Origin of the sequence: Fundidesulfovibrio agrisoli (assembly GCF_022808715.1) — a bacterium.
Classification (GTDB): Bacteria; Desulfobacterota; Desulfovibrionia; order Desulfovibrionales; family Desulfovibrionaceae; genus Fundidesulfovibrio; species Fundidesulfovibrio agrisoli.
Genome location: NZ_JAKZKX010000003.1, coordinates 121,512 through 139,968, shown reverse-complemented (window position 1 = coordinate 139,968; position 18,457 = coordinate 121,512). Strand labels below are relative to the sequence as shown.

The 18,457-nt window shown below is 68.1% G+C and carries 19 protein-coding genes; 17 read left to right on the top strand and 2 right to left on the bottom strand.

Annotated elements, in window-relative coordinates:
• Positions 1–26: 26 nt before the first annotated feature.
• Together MLE27_RS03365 and MLE27_RS03360 are read right to left on the bottom strand one after the other, a co-directional pair.
• Positions 27–761 carry a purine nucleoside phosphorylase YfiH/LACC1 family protein gene (locus tag MLE27_RS03365; protein ID WP_243310476.1) on the bottom strand — a complete coding sequence of 245 codons (735 nt, stop codon included), beginning with the start codon at positions 759–761 and terminating at the stop codon, positions 27–29.
• Positions 746–1,363 (bottom strand): 5-formyltetrahydrofolate cyclo-ligase, encoded by a 618-nt coding sequence (locus MLE27_RS03360; RefSeq protein ID WP_243310475.1) that lies wholly within the window; start codon positions 1,361–1,363, stop codon positions 746–748. Before MLE27_RS03360 ends, MLE27_RS03365 begins: the two co-directional genes overlap by 16 nt.
• Positions 1,364–1,424: 61 nt before the next feature.
• Here MLE27_RS03360 and MLE27_RS03355 point away from each other — a divergent pair, with 61 nt between their 5' ends.
• The 17 genes from MLE27_RS03355 (at position 1,425) to hslU (ending at position 18,454) form a co-directional block, all read left to right on the top strand.
• Positions 1,425–2,111, top strand: a complete 687-nt coding sequence (locus MLE27_RS03355) for a metallophosphoesterase (RefSeq protein ID WP_243310474.1) — start codon at positions 1,425–1,427, stop codon at positions 2,109–2,111.
• On the top strand, positions 2,108–2,869 hold the full coding sequence (locus MLE27_RS03350) for an exodeoxyribonuclease III (protein ID WP_243310473.1): 762 nt from the start codon (positions 2,108–2,110) through the stop codon (positions 2,867–2,869). Before MLE27_RS03355 ends, MLE27_RS03350 begins: the two co-directional genes overlap by 4 nt.
• A gap of 37 nt (positions 2,870–2,906) precedes the next feature.
• Entirely contained in the window at positions 2,907–3,794 is an 888-nt protein-coding gene (locus MLE27_RS03345) for a C40 family peptidase (protein ID WP_243310472.1), read from the top strand.
• A 61-nt stretch (positions 3,795–3,855) separates the two neighbouring features.
• The gene (locus MLE27_RS03340) at positions 3,856–5,019 is read left to right on the top strand and encodes a BaiN/RdsA family NAD(P)/FAD-dependent oxidoreductase (protein WP_243310471.1); all 1,164 of its coding nucleotides are present in this window, start codon (positions 3,856–3,858) and stop codon (positions 5,017–5,019) included.
• Between the two features lie 186 nt (positions 5,020–5,205).
• On the top strand, positions 5,206–6,390 hold the full coding sequence (locus MLE27_RS03335) for an ATP-binding protein (protein ID WP_243310470.1): 1,185 nt from the start codon (positions 5,206–5,208) through the stop codon (positions 6,388–6,390).
• A 157-nt stretch (positions 6,391–6,547) separates the two neighbouring features.
• Positions 6,548–6,799, top strand: coding sequence for a hypothetical protein (locus MLE27_RS03330; RefSeq protein WP_243310469.1), 252 nt, complete (start codon positions 6,548–6,550; stop codon positions 6,797–6,799).
• Between the two features lie 92 nt (positions 6,800–6,891).
• The gene (locus tag MLE27_RS03325; RefSeq protein ID WP_243310468.1) at positions 6,892–7,983 is read left to right on the top strand and encodes a BMP family ABC transporter substrate-binding protein; all 1,092 of its coding nucleotides are present in this window, start codon (positions 6,892–6,894) and stop codon (positions 7,981–7,983) included.
• Positions 7,984–8,158: 175 nt separating this feature from the next.
• On the top strand, positions 8,159–8,824 hold the full coding sequence (locus MLE27_RS03320) for a hypothetical protein (RefSeq protein WP_243310467.1): 666 nt from the start codon (positions 8,159–8,161) through the stop codon (positions 8,822–8,824).
• Between the two features lie 103 nt (positions 8,825–8,927).
• Complete coding sequence (locus tag MLE27_RS03315; RefSeq protein WP_243310466.1) at positions 8,928–9,674, top strand: hypothetical protein; 747 nt, start codon at positions 8,928–8,930, stop codon at positions 9,672–9,674.
• A gap of 762 nt (positions 9,675–10,436) precedes the next feature.
• Complete coding sequence (locus tag MLE27_RS03310) at positions 10,437–11,087, top strand: type I phosphoribosyltransferase (protein WP_243310465.1); 651 nt, start codon at positions 10,437–10,439, stop codon at positions 11,085–11,087.
• Positions 11,084–12,583, top strand: coding sequence for an ABC transporter ATP-binding protein (locus tag MLE27_RS03305; protein ID WP_243310464.1), 1,500 nt, complete (start codon positions 11,084–11,086; stop codon positions 12,581–12,583). Before MLE27_RS03310 ends, MLE27_RS03305 begins: the two co-directional genes overlap by 4 nt.
• Positions 12,580–13,605, top strand: coding sequence for an ABC transporter permease (locus tag MLE27_RS03300; RefSeq protein ID WP_243310463.1), 1,026 nt, complete (start codon positions 12,580–12,582; stop codon positions 13,603–13,605). Before MLE27_RS03305 ends, MLE27_RS03300 begins: the two co-directional genes overlap by 4 nt.
• Before the next feature lie 200 nt (positions 13,606–13,805).
• Positions 13,806–14,723, top strand: a complete 918-nt coding sequence (locus MLE27_RS03295; protein WP_243310462.1) for an ABC transporter permease — start codon at positions 13,806–13,808, stop codon at positions 14,721–14,723.
• Entirely contained in the window at positions 14,723–15,994 is a 1,272-nt protein-coding gene (locus tag MLE27_RS03290) for a M16 family metallopeptidase (RefSeq protein WP_243310461.1), read from the top strand. Before MLE27_RS03295 ends, MLE27_RS03290 begins: the two co-directional genes overlap by 1 nt.
• Positions 15,991–16,548 (top strand): macro domain-containing protein, encoded by a 558-nt coding sequence (locus MLE27_RS03285; RefSeq protein ID WP_243310460.1) that lies wholly within the window; start codon positions 15,991–15,993, stop codon positions 16,546–16,548. The genes MLE27_RS03290 and MLE27_RS03285 overlap by 4 nt, the downstream gene beginning before the upstream one ends.
• An 11-nt stretch (positions 16,549–16,559) precedes the next feature.
• Complete coding sequence (gene hslV / locus MLE27_RS03280) at positions 16,560–17,099, top strand: ATP-dependent protease subunit HslV (RefSeq protein WP_243310459.1); 540 nt, start codon at positions 16,560–16,562, stop codon at positions 17,097–17,099.
• Positions 17,096–18,454, top strand: coding sequence for an ATP-dependent protease ATPase subunit HslU (gene hslU, locus MLE27_RS03275; RefSeq protein ID WP_243310458.1), 1,359 nt, complete (start codon positions 17,096–17,098; stop codon positions 18,452–18,454). The genes hslV and hslU overlap by 4 nt, the downstream gene beginning before the upstream one ends.
• Positions 18,455–18,457: the final 3 nt, after the last annotated feature.

Sequence of the window (18,457 nt, the reverse complement as noted above, 5' to 3'; positions counted from 1 at the left end):
GCTTTCCCGCCCCATGGGCAAGCGCTTCAGGGCCGGTTTCTAATCCAGATCAGGCTGGCCTGGCGGCCCAGGTTCTTTTCCCGCCGGTAGGAGAAGAACAGCGGCAAATCAAAGGTGCACAGATCCAGCCCGAAGATGCGTTCGGGCAGCAGGCCCGCCTCCTCCAGTTGCGCCGCCGCCAGCCGCCAGAGGTTCACCCTGCCGGTGGCCGGGTCGTGGAAGGGTCTGAAGCGGTCGCCGAACTCCATCTCGAAGTTGGTGAACTCCGAGGCTCCGGGGCCCAGGCTCGGGCCGCGCACGGCCAACAGCTCCTGCGGGCGCAGGCCGTAGCGCTCGCAGAAGGCTTTCACCCCGGCCTGGGGGAACTCCTGCACGTTGCCGCGCCAGCCCACGTGCAGCCCGGCCACGTACCTGCCGCTCTCGTGCGCCAGCAGGATGGGCTGGCAATCCGCCGTCTTGACCACCAGGGCGCGCCCGGGGCGGTCCGTGCCCTGGCCGTCGGCCACCACTGCCGAGGGCTCCCCCACGGGGGATTCGGGCGCGTCGAAGGCCATGTCCACGCCGTGCACCTGCTTGAGCGAGTGCCAGGTGTCGAAGCCCAGGGCCTCGCCCAGGGCCTCGCGCGCGGCGTCCACCCCTTCGGGGTCGTCCCCCACGGCGTGGGAGACGTTGCCGGTGAGCGCCGTGGTGAAGGCCACGCCCACCTGGGGCAGGCCCGGGAAGGCGAAGGGGATCGTGGTGTGTATTATGGGATGGGCCATAGGATTTCCTTTTCGGTGACAACGGCGTGCACGGGCCTGTCCCAGGGGTCCAGGGGCAGGGCCTCCACCACCTGGAAGGCGTGGGCCAGCCCGGCCAGGAAGGTGTGCTCGAACCCGGGGGAGGCCAGCAGCCGGTCGTAGTAGCCCTGGCCGAAACCCAGCCTGCCGCCGCGCAGGTCGAAGGCCACGGCCGGGATCAGGGCGGCGTCGGGGCGGACGCACTCCAGGGCCGGGCAGCGCGCCGGGTCCGGCTCCAGGATGCCGTAGGCCCCGGGCGAAAGTTCCGAGAGGCATGTCAGGCAGGCCACGTCCAGCACCCCGGCCTCGCCGGGGCGGCAGCGCGGGGCCAGCACGCGCACGCCGCGCGCCAGCAGGGCCTCTATCACGGGGCCGGTGGCCACCTCGCCGCCGAAGTCGAGGTACACAAGCACCTCGCGGGCCTCGCGCCAGCGCGGCAGCGTGTCCAGCAAAGCGTTCGCGGACCGCCCCGCCCGCAGCACGGCCTCCGGGGCCAGGGCCTTGCGGCGGGCCAGCATGGCCTTGCGCAGGGCGGGCTTGTCAACGGCCTGAAGGGGTTTGCGGGCGTTCGCGTTGTCGGGCATGGCGAACCGTGCTAGCATGAAACCCGGCGGGAGCAAAGAATCCCCCGCCGGAGTCACACCCATGAGCGCACACGACCTCTACTGGATAGCCGTCGGCGACATCCACGGCCACACCGCCCCCCTGGCCTCCATACCGGAACTGCCCGGCGCGGCGGGCGTCATCGTCACCGGAGACATGACCGTTCGCGGCGGCGTGCCCGAGGCCAGCGCCGTGCTGGACGCCGTGGCCGCCATCAACCCGCGCGTGCTGGCCCAGATCGGCAACATGGACAAACCCCCGGTGCAGGCCTGGCTGGACGGGCGCGGCCAGGGCATCCACGCCCGCGCCGTGGAGCTTGCCCCCGGGGTGGGGATCATGGGGGTGGGCTGGTCCCCCCCGACGCCCTTCGGCACCCCGGCCGAGGCCCCGGAGGCCCAAATCGCGCAGTGGCTCGTTGAGGGCTACGAGCAGGCCAGGGGCTACGCGCACCTGGCGCTCATCTCGCACACGCCGCCCTTCGGCACCCTGGCGGACGTGATCGGAAGCGGCGCGCACGTGGGCTCCCCGGCGGTGCGCGAGTTCATCGAGCGGGTGCAGCCCGAAGTCTGCATCACCGGCCACATCCACGAGGCCCGCTGCACGGACCGCCTGGGCCGCACCGTGATCGTCAACCCGGGCGAGATGGCGGCCGGAGGCTACGTGCTGCTGCGCCTGGGAGCGGACGGCCTCACGGCGGAGCTGAAAACCATCGGCGGGGGGCGTTCGTGATCCTCTATTCTTGGAACGTCAACGGCCTGCGGGCCGTTTCCGGCAAGGGCTTCGCCGACTGGCTGGAGGCCAGCCGCGCGGACGCGGTGGGCCTGCAGGAGACCAAGATCCAGGCCGGGCACGAGGCGGACTTCGCCAACGTGGCCGGATACCAGGGGGTGTTCTCCTCCTGCACCACGCGCAAGGGCTACTCCGGGGTGGGCGTGTTCCACCGGGGCGGGCACCTGGCCGTCAACATGGAGCTGCCGGACCCGCTCTACAACGCGGAGGGGCGGCTGCTGCACCTGGAATACCCTGATTTCCACTTCCTCAACGTGTACTTCCCCAACGGGCAGAACGGCGCGGGCCGCCTGGAGTTCAAGATGGGCTACTACGAGGCCTTCCTGGCCCACGCCCAGGCCCTGCGCGCCAGCAAGCCCATCGTTGCCTGCGGGGACTTCAACACCGCCCACACCGAGCTGGACCTCAAGAACGCCAAATCCAACGAGAAGACCTCCGGCTTCCTGCCCGAGGAGCGCGCCTGGCTGGACCGCTTCGTCGCGGCCGGATACGTGGACACCTTCCGCATGTTCGAACAGGGCGGCGGCCACTACACCTGGTGGGACTACCGTTTCCAGGCCCGCAGCCGCAACGTGGGCTGGCGCATCGACTACTTCTTCGTCTCGGAGGAGCTGCGCCCCCTGGTGAAGCGGGCCTGGATCGACGACGGGGTCATGGGCTCGGACCACTGCCCCGTGGGCCTGGAGCTGGACGTCTAGGCACGGGGTTTGCTTAACGCCATGCGGAGGACCCGGCATGGCAGTGGAAAAGACCCAGGCGGCCCACGCACCCTTCCAGCCCAGGCTGCAGCCCAGGCCCGTGGCGGTGCGCGGCTTCGCCCAGGCCCTTGCAGAGAGCCTCGCGCAGCCCGAACCGCCCCCCCAGGCCGCCGACGGCCAGGCTGAGTTCGTCCCGCCGCCCGCACCCCTGCTGCTCCAGGCCCCCATGCCCAGCCACCTGCCAGGGAGCCCGCTCCCCAAGCCGGCGCCGGAGCTGGCCGCCTCCGCGGCGCAGCCCGAGTCCCCAACCGTCACCACGCGCATCCGCAACAACCAGGTGCGCACCGTCATCGAGCGCAAGCCCCCCGCCCCGCAATGCGCGGCCCCGGACCAGTTCAGCGAGGCGGACGAAGCCGCCCTCTCGGCCTGGGGCGCATCCCTTCGGGCCAAGCCCCGCGCGCAGCGCCAAAACCAGGACCGCCCCCTGTCAACCGGCGCCAAGGGCGTCAATGAACCGCCGCTGTCGGACCCGCCCTCCCAGGTGGCAAGGGCCGTGAGCGCCAGCCCCGAGAGCCTGGCCGAGACCGCCTCCGCCCAGTTGGGCAAGCGTTACGCCGCGGGCGGCGAGAGCCCCGGGCGCGGCTTCGACTGCTCCGGCCTGACCAGCTACGTCTACAACCAGGGCGGCGTGGAGCTGCCCCGCAGCTCCCGTGAGCAGTTCCGCCAGGGCCAGCCCGTGAACCGGGAGGACCTGCGCAAGGGCGACCTGGTGTTCTTCGGGAAGAAAGGCGTGCACCACGTGGGCATCTACCTGGAGGACGGCCGCTTCATCCACTCGGCCTCCTCGGGCAAGAGCGTCAAGGTGAGCTCCCTGGACGAACCGGTCTGGAAGAGCCAGTACGCGGGCGCGCGCCGCCTGCTCTGAAGCCGCCTCCCGGCTTCTTCCTCCCCTTGCCCGCCGGGCGGCGATGGCGTATCAGGGCCGGATGCTCGGATACGACGTTGTCATCATCGGCGCCGGGGCCTCCGGCCTGTTCTGCGCCCTCACCGCGGCCCGCAAGGGTCTGTCCGTGGCCGTCATCGACCACAACAACCAATCCGGGAAAAAGCTCAAGGTCACCGGCGGCGGCCGCTGCAACTTCGGCAACACCCGGGTGGGCCCAGAGAACTTCATCAGCGAGAACCCGCGCTTCTGCGTCTCCGCCATCAGCCGCTTCGGCCCCCTGGCCTTCAAGGAATTCCTGGAGGAGAACGGCCTGCGCTCCGTGGAGGAGAACCACGGCCAGATGTTCTGCCGCGAGGGCGCGGTAGCCGTGGCCGACCTGCTGGAGACGCTCTGCCGCGCGGCGGGCGTCTGCTTCTTCATGGGCGTGCGCATCAAGAACATCGAGCGTAACGGGGATTTCCGCGTCACGCACCCCGGCGGCACCATCCCCGGCAAGAAGCTGGTGGTGGCGGCGGGCGGCCTGGCCTGGCCGCAGGTGGGCTCCTCCTGCTTCGGCTACGGCGTGGCCGAGAATTTCGGGCTCCAGCTGGTGGAGCCGCGCCCCGCGCTCACGCCCCTGACCATGGGCTCCAACTGGGCGCTCTCCTCGCTGTCGGGGCTCTCCCTGCCGGTGCGGGTGAGCTGCGGGGGGCAGTCCTTCGAGGAGGCCATGCTGTTCACGCACAAGGGCCTCTCCGGCCCGGCCATCCTCCAGATCTCCAACTACTGGCAGCCCGGCAAGCCGATCCAGGTCGACCTCTCGCCGGGCAGGCCCGTGGACGAGGCCCTGGCCGAGGCGCGCACCACCAAGTCCCAGGTGAAGACGGTGGTCGCGCGGCTGCTGCCCTCCCGGCTGGCCGCGGCCGTGGTGCCGCCGGAGCTCTCGGCCAAGCCCGTGGCCCAGTTGCGCAAGGAGGAGGCCGCCATGCTCGCCAGGCGCATCGGCAACTGGGAGGTGACCCCAAAGGAACTCGACGGCTACAAGAAGGCCGAGGTGACGGGCGGCGGCGTGGACACCAGGGGCCTCTCCTCCAAGACCATGGAGAGCCTCTCCTGCCCGGGGCTGTTCTTCATCGGCGAAATCGTGGACGTCACCGGCCACCTGGGCGGCTACAACCTGCACTGGGCCTGGGCCTCGGCCCACGCCGCCGGGCAGGCCCTCTAACAGCCTGTTGAAAAATTCCCGCCGGCTGCGTTGCCCCGAAAAAGCCAAACCCTCGCGTATGCCAAATACGCATCGGCCTTGACTTTTTCGTGCGCCTTGCCAGCGGGCTTTTTGAACAGTCTGCAAAAGCCGATTTTTGCAACAGGCAGCTAAGCCGGGCGGCCGCCTCAGCGCCCCGGAGGACCCATGGACGAGTACCTCCCCCTCTCCCAGCTGAGCTATTTCCGCAACGAGATCGGGCTGGACGAATCCCGCCTGGCGGCCATCCGCCCCTACGCCGCCATGCTGACCGCCCACAGCGAAGCCGCCGGTTCCTATCTGGGCGAGCTCTACCGCATGGTCATCCCCAAGCCCCAGATGGAGATCATCGCCGAGTATTTCGGCGGCACCCTGCAGGATTTCTGGTTCCGCTGGTACTCCCGCCTGTGGGACAGGCCCTGGGACGAGGACTTCCTGGCGGAACTCTGGCGCCAGGGCGTCACCTCCGCGCGCATGGGCATAGACCTGCAGTACGTTATGCTGGGCGAGGTCAAGAGCCGCCAGATCTTCCTGCGGGCCATCCGCGACGAGATCGCCATGGAGATGCGCGCCCCTGTCGTCCTGGCCGTGAACGATCTGCTGGACCTGTGCCTGATCGTGCGCTCCAAGGGCCACGTGTACCACCGCTCCCACGTGGACCAGTCCCTGATGCAGGGCATCTTCCACCAGACCCGCAACCCCCTCACCGTGATCGGCGGCATGGCCACGCGCCTGGCCCGCAACGCTGACCCGGCGGTACGCGAGAGCGCGCACGCCATCCTGGACGAGGCTCTGCGCCTGGAGCGCATGACGCGCGACATCTCGACGCTCAACTCCATCGGCCTGTCCGAGCCTTCCATCGCCACGCTGGACGCATCAGCCATGATCGGCGAGGCCCTGGAGGGCCTGCGCTCCGGCCCCCTGTGGCCGCAAGGGCTCACGCCCGAGAACAGCCTGGACCCGGCCCATCCCACGCTCCAGGCCGATGCGTCCCTGCTGCGGGAGATACTCAAGCAGGTGCTGGTCAACGCCCTGGAGGCCATGCCGCCGGAGGCCCCGGCCCTGCGCGTGGCCACCCGCGTGGACGCCGCCACCCCCTCGCACCTGAGCATCGTGGTCAGCGGCCCGGGCGCGCTCCCGCAGGACCAGGACGTGGACGCGCTCTTTCTGCCCTTCAACTCCACCAAGCCCCAGGGCACCGGCTTCGGCCTGCCCATCGCCCTGCTGGCGGCGCGCAAGTGCCGTGGGCAGGTGAATCTGGCCCAGGCAGGGGCGGAGGTGGTATGCACCGTGAAGCTGCCCCTGGAACCCCAAACCTTCGACGCCGGGGACCCCATCCGGCTGGACGCCTAGCAGCCTGTTGAAAAATCCTCGCTGGCTGCGTTGCTGCAAAAAAGTCAAACCCTCGTGTATGCCAAGTACGCTTCGGCCTTGACTTTTTCTTGCGCCTTGCCAGCAAGTTTTTTGAACAGGCTGCGAAATCCAACTTTATAAACGGGTTGTTAGAGACATGACAGAGAACAGTTGCGAGTCCTATTCCCGGCAGTACGCCCAGTTCGTGGCCAAGGAGGTGGTGAAGACCTCCACGGCCCACATCTTCGATGCCCTGCGCGCCGCTCTCGGCGCCCACTTCAAGGAAAACCCCGCCCCCGGCTGCGAGGAGCAAGCGTCGAAAGTGATGGAGATCCTCTCCGACGTGGAGTGCGCGTATTATAACGAGTTCAAGTTGCAGGAGGCCTTCGACGAGGTGTTGGAGAGGTAGTGATTCCATCCGTGCGGGATTTACAACCCCGTGGAAATCCGGCATCCAGGGTTGGTTTGTTACAATCCGACATCCATGTTCGAGGAGGCTCCATGAGCAGGCGTTTTCTGAGTGTTCTTTGCTGTCTGGCGATTCTCGCCGTGCTGCCCGGCACGGCCATGGCCGCCAAGCTGAAGGTTGCGTTCGCGCTGGTCGGCACCGTCAACGACCAGGGCTGGAACTACGCCCACTACGTGGGCATCGAGAAGCTCAAGAAGCAGTTCGGCGACCAGATCGAGGTCAGCTACACCGAGAACGTGGGCGCTGCCGACGCCGAGCGCGTGTTCCGCCAGTACGCCCAGGACGGCTACAAACTGATCTTCGGCACCACCTTCGAGCACATGGACCCCATGCTCCAGGTCGCCAAGGACTTCCCCGACGTCTCCTTCGAGCACTGCTCCGGCTACAAGACCGCCCCCAACATGGGCAACTACATGGCCCGCATCGAGCAGGGCGAGTATCTTGTCGGCTATATGGCCGGCCTGATGGGCTACACCAAGGTGGGCACCGTGGCCACCAACCCCATCCCCGAGCCCATCCGCGGCATCAACGCCTTCACCCACGGCCTGATGCGCGGCCTGGACGAATCCGGCACCAAGTACGACCCCGCCACCCTGAACACCGTGGTCTGGCTCAAGAGCTGGCGCGACCCCATCGGCGAGACCGCCATGAGCGAGGCCCTGGTGCAGCGCGGCTCCACCCTGATCCGCCAGATGGCCGACACCCCCGACGCCTCCCTGGCCGCCTGCGCCAAGGGCGTGCCCGCCATCGGCTACGGCGCGGACGCCGTGGAGTTCGGCGCCAAGTGCGTGCTGGTCTCCACCATCTGGAACTGGGGCGTCTATTACGAGAAGGCCGTGAAGGCCAAGCTGGACGGCACCTGGAAGCCCCAGGAGTGGTACGCCGGCTTCGACCAGGACGCCCTGCGCCTCTCCGCCTTCAACGAGAAGGTGCCCGCCCCCGTGCGCGAGAAGGTGCTGGCCGAGATGGAGAAGATGAAGAAGGGCGTGGATGACTCCTTCCTCGGCCCCATGACCGACCAGGAGGGCAAGGTGATGATCCCCGCCGGGCAGCGCGCCACGGACAAGGAGCTCTACACCATGCGCTGGCTCTCCAAGGGCGTGAACGGCAAGCTGCCGGAATAGCGGCCGCCCGTCGTCTGCTAGTGACTTCCAAGGGAGGCCCTCCGGGGCCTCCTTTTTTTCGACTTTTTTCCCACATAGCCCTATATGGGGTGAAATTTAAAACCGTCTGCATACAATTCGGGGAATCTTGGCGCTGGACGCCAGGAAACAAACCACCCTCAGAGGAGGCCCCCGAATGCATTCTTCCGTATCGACCGACGCCGGAAGACACCGGCAGAGCTTCAAGGCGATCAAGCAAGGACTCATGGCCATGCCCGGCATGGCGGAGCATCTTTGCGGCATCGACCTGGACGCCGATGGCCAGCCGGATTTCTTCGTTCCCCAACCAGGCGCGCCCTTCGCCGGATTCAGCCAGCCGCCATTGAACGGGCGGGGGCAGCATCGCGCCGCGCGTGCGCATCGCGTTCGCAGGAAGAACGCCACGCTCCTGCGCACTCTGGCCGCCACCGACCCGCTGTTCGAACGCGTGTACCCGCTCGTCAAGGAGTACATCCGCCATCTTCCCGGCATGCTCGCGCAGCACATGCTCGCGGCTGCGGACACGCACCCGGGCATGTTCCTGGAGCTCTACGAGCACATCCGCGACTTCGCCGAAACCGCCCAGATGGCTTGCGCCCACAAGACGGCCCCGCCCTCGGGAGCGAACTCCGGCCACGTGTTCCGGCCTGACAGCGCCTCACGTCCCAGGCCGCCGCACCTGGAGAGCGCGGGCAGCATCGACGACCGCCAGCCTGCCGCCACGCGCGGAGGCGAACTGGCCGAGCTCAAGGCGCGCGCCAGGTCGGGCAAGGCCCGCGACGGCGACCTGCTGCGCTACATCGAGCTGATGATGGACAAATAACCGCCAGGTGAAAGCTCCTGCGTCCTTGGTTTGGATTCCGCCCGGCGGGAAAACCCGCCGGGCGGCACACGGAACACTCACCGCAAATACATGGGAGGTAACCATGTCAGACGATTGGAATCCCGAACTGAATACAATGGCGGACGCCATTGAATTTAAGAACCCTTTCACACTGGAGGGAACGCAGATCGCCACCCCCGACCCGCAGGACGGGCAGACGCCGCAGCCGGTCGCGCCGAATCAGCAGCCGGAGCAGAATGCCCCTCACGGGCAACAGAGTGGCGAGGGCGGAAGCAAAGGCTTCACTCCTGACCAGGCCATGTTCGGAATGGCGCTGCTTGGTGGACAGGCAGGGCAGCAGAACGGATTGGACATGGGCGCGATCAAGGACAAGGTGGGGGAGGCGTGGGAGAAGATGAAAGCGTCTCCTTGGGATGCGGGCTTCAAACTGGGCGGATGGATTAAGACAGCGAGTTCTCTAGTCAATTCGTACAACAAGATGACCACACCGGTAACGGATGCTGAGCCAGGAGACATCAAAGTCATCGACAGCGATGCTGAAGTTGAATGGCGCCCCAACACTCCCCAAGAGATTGCCCGAGGGGCCGCTCACGCCGGGTTGTGGGCAAATGCCCTGACAACAGTTGGGACGGGCAGCATCGGGAAAGGCGGAATAGTCCAGACGGCAGTCGAAGACCTCGCCGCACCGTGGGTGTTGAAACACACAGAGACACCGAAGGATTTCTATATCCGCAGATCGGACTTGCAACGATCCGAGCAGGACAGAATTACGAACAATTCCCGTGTGGATTCAATCCGGGAGGAGAACAACAAGCCCTATTGGGACTAGTTCAACTAGAAGCATGGGGGCATGGTAGACCATGCCCTCTTTTTATTTGCACTTGCCGTTAATAAGAATATTTATACTGCCCCAGAATATCGTGGACATCCACAGGTACGTGAACACATCATACCAAAATCTCTTCCCAGGTGTCAGTGTATTTCTGTCCACAACAAGTCCTTATACTTGACTATTACTGGATAAAACAACCTGGATACACAAGACCCATAAAAATCCATGTTATCGCCATGACACACCCTATGGTTCCACGTATTACATGGCAATATTTCTCCACGTCTTCTCCGGGACTAATCAACCGATTAAACATGTGAACCACCCAACAAGGTCAATGTTAAGTAGACAGCCGCAATCACCGCATTGGCGATCAGCAGCTTCACCCCTTCAATAGCTAGCGCATGGCGCAAAGCGCGACGGTTCATTGCACACCTCACGAGTCACAGGATAAGCCTAGACCTTCCAAGCCCCGTCCGGGAGGCCGGAACTGGTTGCGCGGTAACGCGCAGTACGAATCCACCTATACCGTTTCGCATAATTTATCGCAACAACCACAACACTCTCAGTCAGGGCAGTCACCCCGCTCGCCCCTCCTTCACCTTGCCTCCCCCCCGCCGCCCCAAAATTTTCTCGCCAGCCCGCCCCCAGCGCCCCCTATCCCCTTTACATCCTCCCCGCCGTTTCATAGGACCCGGCAGGACCTTGCGCGCCCCCGCGCGCCAGCCCTCAAGCACGCGCTTACCGAGAGAGGCCCGCATGCAATACGAACGCCCCGTGCGCGAATCCGGCGAGAAGTACACGCTTCGCGTGGAAGGCCTGGATTACGACATTCTGCTGCCCTACGTCTGGCTGCCAGCCGACGGCGGCGAGGTGCGCATCGCCTCGCTTGACCTGGTGGGCCAGACCCGCCTCAACCAGGACATGGGCCGCCTCCTGGCGGACAAGCTGCGCCCGCTGCTGGCGGGCAAAAAGAAGGTGGCCATGCTCGCCGCCGTGGAAAAGGCCCTGCAGCTGGCCCAGGTCACCGCCCAGGAGCTGGGCCTGGACGAGATCGCCGTGGCCCACAACCGCGTGAAGCCCCACATGGAGCCGGGCAAGCGCCCCGTGATCCAGGTGGGGGCGGACTCCATCACCAGCGGCGACAAGTTCCTGGCGCTCTACGAGCGCTCGCTCTCCATCGTCACCGAGGCGGTGGACGGCATCATCCTCTTCGACGACGTGATCTCCTCCGGCTCCACCATGCTGGCCATGGAGGCCCTGGTGGAGCAGGCCGCCCGCTTCGCCCGCATGCCCGAGGCTCCGCCCATCCTGGCCATGGCCTGCGCGGCCGTGGAGGGCACGCCCGCCCTGCGCCCCCTGGTCTACCTGACCAGCCTGCCCACCCCCGTGAAGCGCGAGGCCTCATGAGCCTGAACCTGGAACTGGTGAACATCACCAAACGCTTCGGCCCCACCCTGGCCAACGACCACGTGAGCATCACCGCCCACGGCGGGGAGATCCACGCCCTCCTGGGCGAGAACGGGGCGGGCAAATCCACGCTGATGTCCATCCTCTCGGGGCGCTACCAGCCCGACGTGGGCGAGATACGCCTCTCCGGGGAGCCGGTGCGCTTCACCTCCCCGGCGCACGCCCTGGCCAGGGGCGTTGGCATGGTGCACCAGCGCTTCATGCTGGTGGACGCCTTCACCGTGGCCGAGAACGTCTGCCTGGCCGCCGGGGGCTCCCCCCTGCTGGACCTCAAGGCCGAGGCCGCGCGCATCCGCGAGCTCTCCGACCGCTTCGGCCTGGACGCCGACCCGGACCGCCCCGTGCACACCCTCTCCATGGGCGAGCGCCAGCGCGTGGAGATACTCAAGCTCCTGCGCCTGGGCGCGCGGGTGCTCATCTTCGACGAGCCCACCTCCGTGCTGACCCCGACGGAGATCGAGCGCTTCTGCCAGGTGCTCAAGACCCTGCGCCAGGAAGGCCGGGCCATCGTCTTCATCACCCACAAGCTGGAGGAGGCCCTGGAGCTCTCCGACCGTATCTCCATCCTGCGCCGGGGCAGGCTGGTGGCCCATACCACGCCCGCCGAAGCGGGAGGCAAGCGCAACCTGGCGCGCATGATGGTGGGCCGCGAGGTGATCTTCGCCATCGACAAGCCCGCCGTGGAGCCCGGCCCCGAGGTGCTGCGCCTGGAGGGCCTCACCGGCGGCGGCGACCCGGCCCGCCCGGCCTTCTCCGGCGTGGACCTGGCGCTCAGGCGCGGCGAGGTGTTGGCCGTGGTGGGCGTGGCGGGCAACGGGCAGACCGAGCTGGCCGAGGCCCTGGCCGGGCTGGCTCCGCTCACCGCCGGGAGCGTGAGCTTCGAAGGCGCGCGCCACGAGGCCAAGGCCTGGGCCGCCGCGCCGAAAGACGCCCTGGCCTACGTGCCGGAGGACCGCCACCACGAGGGCAGCGTGCCCGAGCTTTCCATGACCCACAATTACCTGCTCACCCGGCTTTCGGCCTTCACGCGCGGCCTGCTCCTGGACTGGACCGGGGGGGCCGAGGCCACCCGAAAGGCCATCGAGCGCTTCGCCATCAAGGCCGAAGGGCCGCACCAGCCCTCGGGCGAGCTCTCCGGCGGCAACTTGCAGAAGCTGCTGCTGGCGCGCGAACTGAGCCGCCTGCCGAGCGTGCTCGTGGTGCAGCAGCCCACCCAGGGGCTGGACATCGGGGCGTCCGAAGACGTCTGGAAGAGCCTGCTGGAGGCCCGCGAGCACGCCGGGGTGCTGCTCGTCACCGGCGACCTCACCGAGGCCCTGACCCTGGCGGACAGGGTGGCCGTGATCTTCGCCGGGCGGATACTCGGCGTGGCCGACGTCTCCGACCCGGACCAGGTGGCCCGCATCAGCCCCATGATGGCGGGGGTGCGCCAATGAGCAGCCAGCGTACCATTCATTCTCGAGCCATCGCCCTGTGGGCCTTCGCCCTGGCAGTGCCCCTGCTGGCCGGGGCCGCCGTGTTCGCCGTCATGGGCTCGGACCCGCTGGCCGCCTATTCCGTGATGTTCCAGGGGGCCTTCGGCTCCTGGGGGCGCTTCTCCGAGGTGCTGGTCAAGGCCTCGGCGCTCTCGCTCACGGGCCTGGCCGTGATCCTGGCGGCGCGCATGAACCTCTGGAACATCGGCTGCGAGGGCCAGCTGGTCATGGGCGCGGTGTTCGCCACGGCCGCAGCCCTGCACCTGGGCGACACCCTGCCCGCCGCCTTGATGCTGCCTTGCGCGGCCCTGTGCGGCATGGCTGGCGGCGCGCTGTGGGCCTCCGGCCCGGCCTGGCTGCGCTCCCGCCTGGGCGTGAGCGAGATCATCACCACGCTTTTGCTCAACTACGTGGCCATCGCGCTCATGGAGCACCTCTATTTCGGCATCTGGCGCGACCCGGCGGGCTTCGGCTTCCCCGGCACGGCCATGTTCGCCGAGGCCGCACGGCTGCCGCGCCTGGCGGGCACCCGCGTGCACCCGGGCCTGCTGGCCGGGATCGCGGGCGCTATCCTGCTGGCCTGGGCCCTGGCCAAGACCCGCTGGGGCTACGAGCTGACCGTCATGGGCCTGGGGCCCAAGGCGGCCTCCTACGCGGGCATGGACGCCGCGCGCCGGGGCCTCTGGGTGCTGATGGCCTCCGGGGCCATCGCCGGGCTGGCGGGCATGGCCGAGGTCACGGGCATCCATTACCGCCTGCAGCAGGGCGTGGCCGTGGGCTACGGCTACGACGGCGTGATCGTGGCCTGCCTGGCCCGGCTGCATCCGGCCCTGGCCCCTCCGGCGGCCATCGTGCTGGCGGCGGTGCTGGTCGGCGGCGAATACCTGCAGACGAAGATGCGCCTGCCCTCGGCGGCCAGCCTGGTCATCGAGGCGGCCCTGCTCTTGAGCCTGCTCTGGCTCCAGGCCAGGAAGAAGCGCTGACCGCCCGCGCCGGACTTCCCGCTGGCTGCGTTGCGGGCTAAAGCCACACCCTCGCGTATACCGGATACGCGTCGGCCCGGTTTTCTACCGCGCCTTGCCAGCGTGTCCCCGGCACGGACGGCTGATCCCAAGCCGCGGCCAGTTGGCGCGGCCGCCGGAACTTGGAAACGACGCCACGGCGTGATAACAGGCACCAAACAATGAACGACTTCGCTTTCCTGCTCTCGCTGACCCTCAAATCCTCCATGGCCGTGCTGCTGGCAGCCCAGGGCGAGGTGCTCTCGGAGCGCGCCGGGGTCATCAACCTGGGGCAGGAGGGCATGATGCTCATGGGGGCCTTCATCGGCTACCTGGTGGGCTACCTCACGGGCAACGCGGCCCTGGCCTTCGCCGCCGCCGGGCTCGTGGGCTCCCTGCTGGCCTTGCTGCACGGCTTCTTCGCCATCCGCCTGGGGGCCAACCAGCTGCTCTCGGGCATCGCGCTCTCCATCCTGGGCGCGGGCCTGGCCAACTTCATGGGCCGGGGCTTCATCGGCAAGCCCGGGCTGCGCGTGGGCGAATGGCCCATCCCCGTGCTCTCCGACCTGCCAATGGTGGGCAAGGCGGTGTTCGGCCAGAACGCGCTGGTCTACGTGGCCGTGCTCGTCACCGTGGCCATGTGGTTCGCGCTCTCCCGCACGCGCTGGGGCCTCACCGTGCGCGCCTGCGGCGAGAACCCCACCGCCGCCGACGCCATGGGCGCGCCCGTGATCCGCACGCGCTTCACGGCCGTGGCCCTGGGCGGATTCCTCTCCGGCATGGCCGGGGCCTACCTCTCGCTGGTGTTCACCCCCGGCTGGAAGGAGGGCATCTCCGCCGGACAGGGCTGGATCGCCGTGGCCATCGTCATCTTCTCGGGCTGGCGTCCCCTGGGCGCGCTGGCCGGATCGCTGTTCTTCGGGTTTCTCTCGGCGCTGCAGTTCTTCTCGCAGGCCACGGGCAACAACGTGGTGCCGCTGTACATACTGCGCATCCTGCCCTACGTGCTGACCATCCTGACCCTGAGCTTCGCCGCCGCCCTGGGCCGCCGGGGCCGCGCGCCCGCCGGGCTCGGCAAACCCTTCTTCCGCGAGCACTGATGACACCCCTCCCCTACGACCACCGCCTGCGCGTGCTGGACAACGGCCTGCGCCTGGCCACCGAGCGTCTGCCGGATTCCAAGAGCGTGAGCTTCGGCATCTGGATCGAGTCCGGCTCCCGCAACGAGACCCCGGAGCAGGAGGGCATGGCCCACCTCTGGGAGCACCTGGCCTTCAAGGGCACCCGGAGCCGCAGCGCCCTGGACATCGCCAAGGCCCTGGACCTCTTCGGCGGCCAGTCCAACGCTTTCACCAGCCGGGAGCACACCTGCTTCCACGCCCGCGTGGTGGACAGGCACCTCCCCGAGGCCCTGGAGATCCTGGCGGAACTGGCGCTGGCCCCCACGCCCTCCGAGGACGACCTGGCCAAGGAGAAGGACGTGGTGCTCCAGGAGATCGCCATGGTGGAGGACGACCCGGAGGACAGCCTCATGGAGTCCTTCTGGCAGGCCACCTGGCCGGGCGGCAGCGAATCCCACTCCATCCTGGGCCGCCCCGAGACGGTGCGCGGCTTCTCCCTGAAGGAGCTGGACGCCTGGCGCGCGGACCACTACCGCCCGCAGAGCATGCTGGTGGCCGCCGCCGGGGGCATCGACCACGAGGCCTTCCACGAGCTCGCGGCCCGGCTGTTCGGCTCCCTCGAGCGCGGGGCCGCGCCCGAGGCTCCCCCGGCCGGGACGTTCGCCCCGGTACGCTCCCTCAAGGAGCGCGACTGCGAGCAGAGCCACGTGACCTTGAGCTTCGAGGCCATGGGCGCCACCGACGAGCGCCGCTTCACCCTGGGCGTGCTCAACGCCATCCTGGGCGGCAACATGTCCTCCCGCCTCTTCCAGGAGATCCGCGAACGCCGGGGCCTGGCCTACACGGTCTACTCCTTCGCCAACACCATGCGCAGCCAGGGCATCCTCCAGCTCTACGCCGCCGTGGAGCCGGAGCGCACCGGCGAACTGCTGGAGGCCCTGCGCGGGGAGCTTACGCGCCTGGCCGGCGGCGACGTGACGCCCGCCGAGCTGGAGCACGCCCGCGACCATTTGCTCTCCGTGCTGTATCTTTCGCTGGAGTCCAGCGAGGACCGCATGTCCCGCCTGGCCCGCAACCACCTGCTGCTGGGCCGCTTCGTCTCCCCGGAGGAGACGGCCTCCCGCTTCGAGGCCGTGACCCTGGAGGACGTGCGCGAGCTGGCCGCAGCCATCCTCAACCCATCCCGGGCGGGCCTGGGCATCCTGGCCCCGGGGATCGACCCCGCCTGGGCCGAGGCCTTCAACCCATGAACGCCGCCGAATCCGCCGTGTTCACCGTCGGGGAGGGGACCCTGCGCATCGCCCGGGGCGACATCGCCTCCTGGCCCGCGCAGGCCGTGGTCAACGCCGCCAACGCCCACCTGGCCGGGGGCTCCGGCGTGGACGGGGCCATCCACAGCGCCGCAGGGCCCAAGCTGCCCGCCGCCTGCCGGGAGATCATCGCCCGGCGCGGCCCCCTGAAGGCCGGGGAAGCCGAGCCGACCCCGGGGTTCGAGATGGCCGCGCAGTACATCCTGCACGCGGTCGGCCCCATCTGGCGCGGTGGCAGCCACGGCGAGCCGGAAGCGTTGGCCTCGGCCTACCGCTCCTGCCTGAGGCTCTGCCGCGAGCACGGCATCGTCTCCGTGGCCTTCCCGGCCATCAGTTGCGGGGCCTACGGCTACCCCGTGGAGCTGGCCATGCCCATCGCCCTCAAGGAGCTCGCCGAGGGCCTCAGGCGCGGCGACACCCAGGAGGCGGCCATGGTGCTCTACTCCGCCCAAGCCTACGAAACCTGGCTGGCCTTCGCCCGCCGCACACTCTAGGAACCAATCCCATGGATATTCACGGAACCACCATACTGGCCGTGCGCGACGCCTCGGGCGTGGCCATGGCCGGGGACGGCCAGGTCACCTTCGGGCAGGCCGTGGCCATGAAGCACACCGCCCGCAAGGTGCGCCGCCTCTACAAGGATCGCGTGCTGGCCGGGTTCGCCGGGTCCACCGCCGACGCCTTCACCCTGTTCGAGCGCTTTGAGGCCAAGCTGGAGGAGTTCTCCGGCAACCTGACCCGCGCCGCAGTCGAACTCGCCAAGGACTGGCGCAAGGACAAGTTCCTGCGCCGGCTCGAAGCTATGCTCCTGGTGGCCGACGCCTCGGCCGTGCTCATCCTCACCGGCGCGGGCGACGTGATCGAGCCCGACGACGGCGTGGCCGCCATCGGCTCCGGGGGCTCCTACGCCCTGGCCGCCGCCCGGGCCCTGACCCGCAACACCGAGCTCCCGGCCGCCGAGGTGGCCCGCAAGGCCATGGACATCGCGGCCGAGCTGTGCGTGTTCACCAACAACAACATCGTCCTGGAGACCGTGAACGCATGAGCACCCTGACCCCCAGGGAGATCGTCTCGGAGCTGGACCGCTACATCGTGGGCCAGAACGCGGCCAAGCGCATGGTGGCCATCGCCATGCGCAACCGCTGGCGCCGCCAGCAGATCGACCCGGCCCTGCGCGACGAGATCGCCCCCAAGAACATCCTGATGATCGGCCCCACCGGCGTGGGCAAGACCGAGATAGCCCGCCGCCTGGCCAGGCTGGCCGGGTGCCCCTTCCACAAGGTGGAGGCCACCAAGTACACCGAGGTGGGCTACATGGGCCGCGACGTGGAATCCATGGTCCGCGACCTGATGGAGATCGGCGTGCAGCTGATCCGCCAGGAGGAGTCCGGCAAGGTGCGCGTGAAGGCCGAGAAGGCCGCCGAGGAGCGCCTGCTGGACCTGCTGCTGCCCCCCTCCATGCGCCCCCAGAGCGGCTACTACGCCGACGCCCTGCCCCAGGCATCCAACGAGGAGGCCGGGTCCACCCGCGACAAGCTGCGCCAGCTCTGGCGCAAGGGCGCGCTGGACGACAAGCAGGTGGAGATGGAAGTGGCCATGCCCTCCCCCAGCGTGGAGATCATGGCCATGCCCGGCATGGAGGAGATCGGCGGCCAGTTCAAGGACATGTTCTCCAAGGTGTTCCCGCAGAAGAAGAAGACCCGCAAGCTCTCCGTGCGCGACGCCTACGAACTGCTCATCAACGAGGAGTCCGAGAAGCTGGTGGACATGGACAAGGTCTCCGAGTCCGCCAGGGAGCGCGTGGAGCAGACCGGCATCCTGTTCATCGACGAGATCGACAAGATCTGCGGCCGCGACGGCAAGGGCGGCTCCGGGCCGGACGTCTCCCGCGAGGGCGTGCAGCGCGACCTGCTGCCCGTGGTGGAAGGCTGCGTGGTGAACACCAAGTACGGCATGGTCAAGACGGACCACATCCTGTTCATCGCCGCCGGCGCCTTCCACTTCTCCAAGCCCTCGGACCTGGTGCCCGAGCTGCAGGGCCGCTTCCCGCTGCGCGTGGAGCTCTCCGCCCTCGGCAAGGAGGACTTCCTGCGCATCCTCACCGAGCCGCAGAACGCCCTCACCGCCCAGTACGCCGCCCTGCTGGCCACCGAGAACGTCACCGTCACCTTCACGCCCGACGGGCTGGAGGAGATGGCCCTGTTCGCCCAGAAGGTCAACGAGGAGACCGAGAACATCGGCGCGCGCAGGCTCTACACCATCATGGAGACCATCGTGCAGGACCTCTCCTTCGAGGCCCCGGACCGCAGCGGCGAGTCAGTCGCCATCGACCGGGACTACGTGCGCGAGAAATTGAAGGACGTGGCCGAGGATCGCGACCTCAGCCGCTACATCCTCTAAAGG

Bases quoted from the DNA above. Each gene is read 5' to 3' on its own strand.
- MLE27_RS03300 (WP_243310463.1), top strand. From the start codon at position 12,580: ATGAGCAGCCAGCGTACCATTCATTCTCGAGCCATCGCCCTGTGGGCC.
- MLE27_RS03305 (WP_243310464.1), top strand. From the start codon at position 11,084: ATGAGCCTGAACCTGGAACTGGTGAACATCACCAAACGCTTCGGCCCC.
- MLE27_RS03285 (WP_243310460.1), top strand. From the start codon at position 15,991: ATGAACGCCGCCGAATCCGCCGTGTTCACCGTCGGGGAGGGGACCCTG.
- hslV (WP_243310459.1), top strand. From the start codon at position 16,560: ATGGATATTCACGGAACCACCATACTGGCCGTGCGCGACGCCTCGGGC.
- MLE27_RS03290 (WP_243310461.1), top strand. From the start codon at position 14,723: ATGACACCCCTCCCCTACGACCACCGCCTGCGCGTGCTGGACAACGGC.
- MLE27_RS03330 (WP_243310469.1), top strand. From the start codon at position 6,548: ATGACAGAGAACAGTTGCGAGTCCTATTCCCGGCAGTACGCCCAGTTC.
- MLE27_RS03345 (WP_243310472.1), top strand. From the start codon at position 2,907: ATGGCAGTGGAAAAGACCCAGGCGGCCCACGCACCCTTCCAGCCCAGG.
- hslU (WP_243310458.1), top strand. From the start codon at position 17,096: ATGAGCACCCTGACCCCCAGGGAGATCGTCTCGGAGCTGGACCGCTAC.
- MLE27_RS03360 (WP_243310475.1), bottom strand. From the start codon at position 1,363: ATGCCCGACAACGCGAACGCCCGCAAACCCCTTCAGGCCGTTGACAAG.
- MLE27_RS03365 (WP_243310476.1), bottom strand. From the start codon at position 761: ATGGCCCATCCCATAATACACACCACGATCCCCTTCGCCTTCCCGGGC.
- MLE27_RS03325 (WP_243310468.1), top strand. From the start codon at position 6,892: ATGAGCAGGCGTTTTCTGAGTGTTCTTTGCTGTCTGGCGATTCTCGCC.
- MLE27_RS03355 (WP_243310474.1), top strand. From the start codon at position 1,425: ATGAGCGCACACGACCTCTACTGGATAGCCGTCGGCGACATCCACGGC.
- MLE27_RS03310 (WP_243310465.1), top strand. From the start codon at position 10,437: ATGCAATACGAACGCCCCGTGCGCGAATCCGGCGAGAAGTACACGCTT.
- MLE27_RS03335 (WP_243310470.1), top strand. From the start codon at position 5,206: ATGGACGAGTACCTCCCCCTCTCCCAGCTGAGCTATTTCCGCAACGAG.
- MLE27_RS03295 (WP_243310462.1), top strand. From the start codon at position 13,806: ATGAACGACTTCGCTTTCCTGCTCTCGCTGACCCTCAAATCCTCCATG.
- MLE27_RS03340 (WP_243310471.1), top strand. From the start codon at position 3,856: ATGCTCGGATACGACGTTGTCATCATCGGCGCCGGGGCCTCCGGCCTG.
- MLE27_RS03320 (WP_243310467.1), top strand. From the start codon at position 8,159: ATGCATTCTTCCGTATCGACCGACGCCGGAAGACACCGGCAGAGCTTC.
- MLE27_RS03315 (WP_243310466.1), top strand. From the start codon at position 8,928: ATGTCAGACGATTGGAATCCCGAACTGAATACAATGGCGGACGCCATT.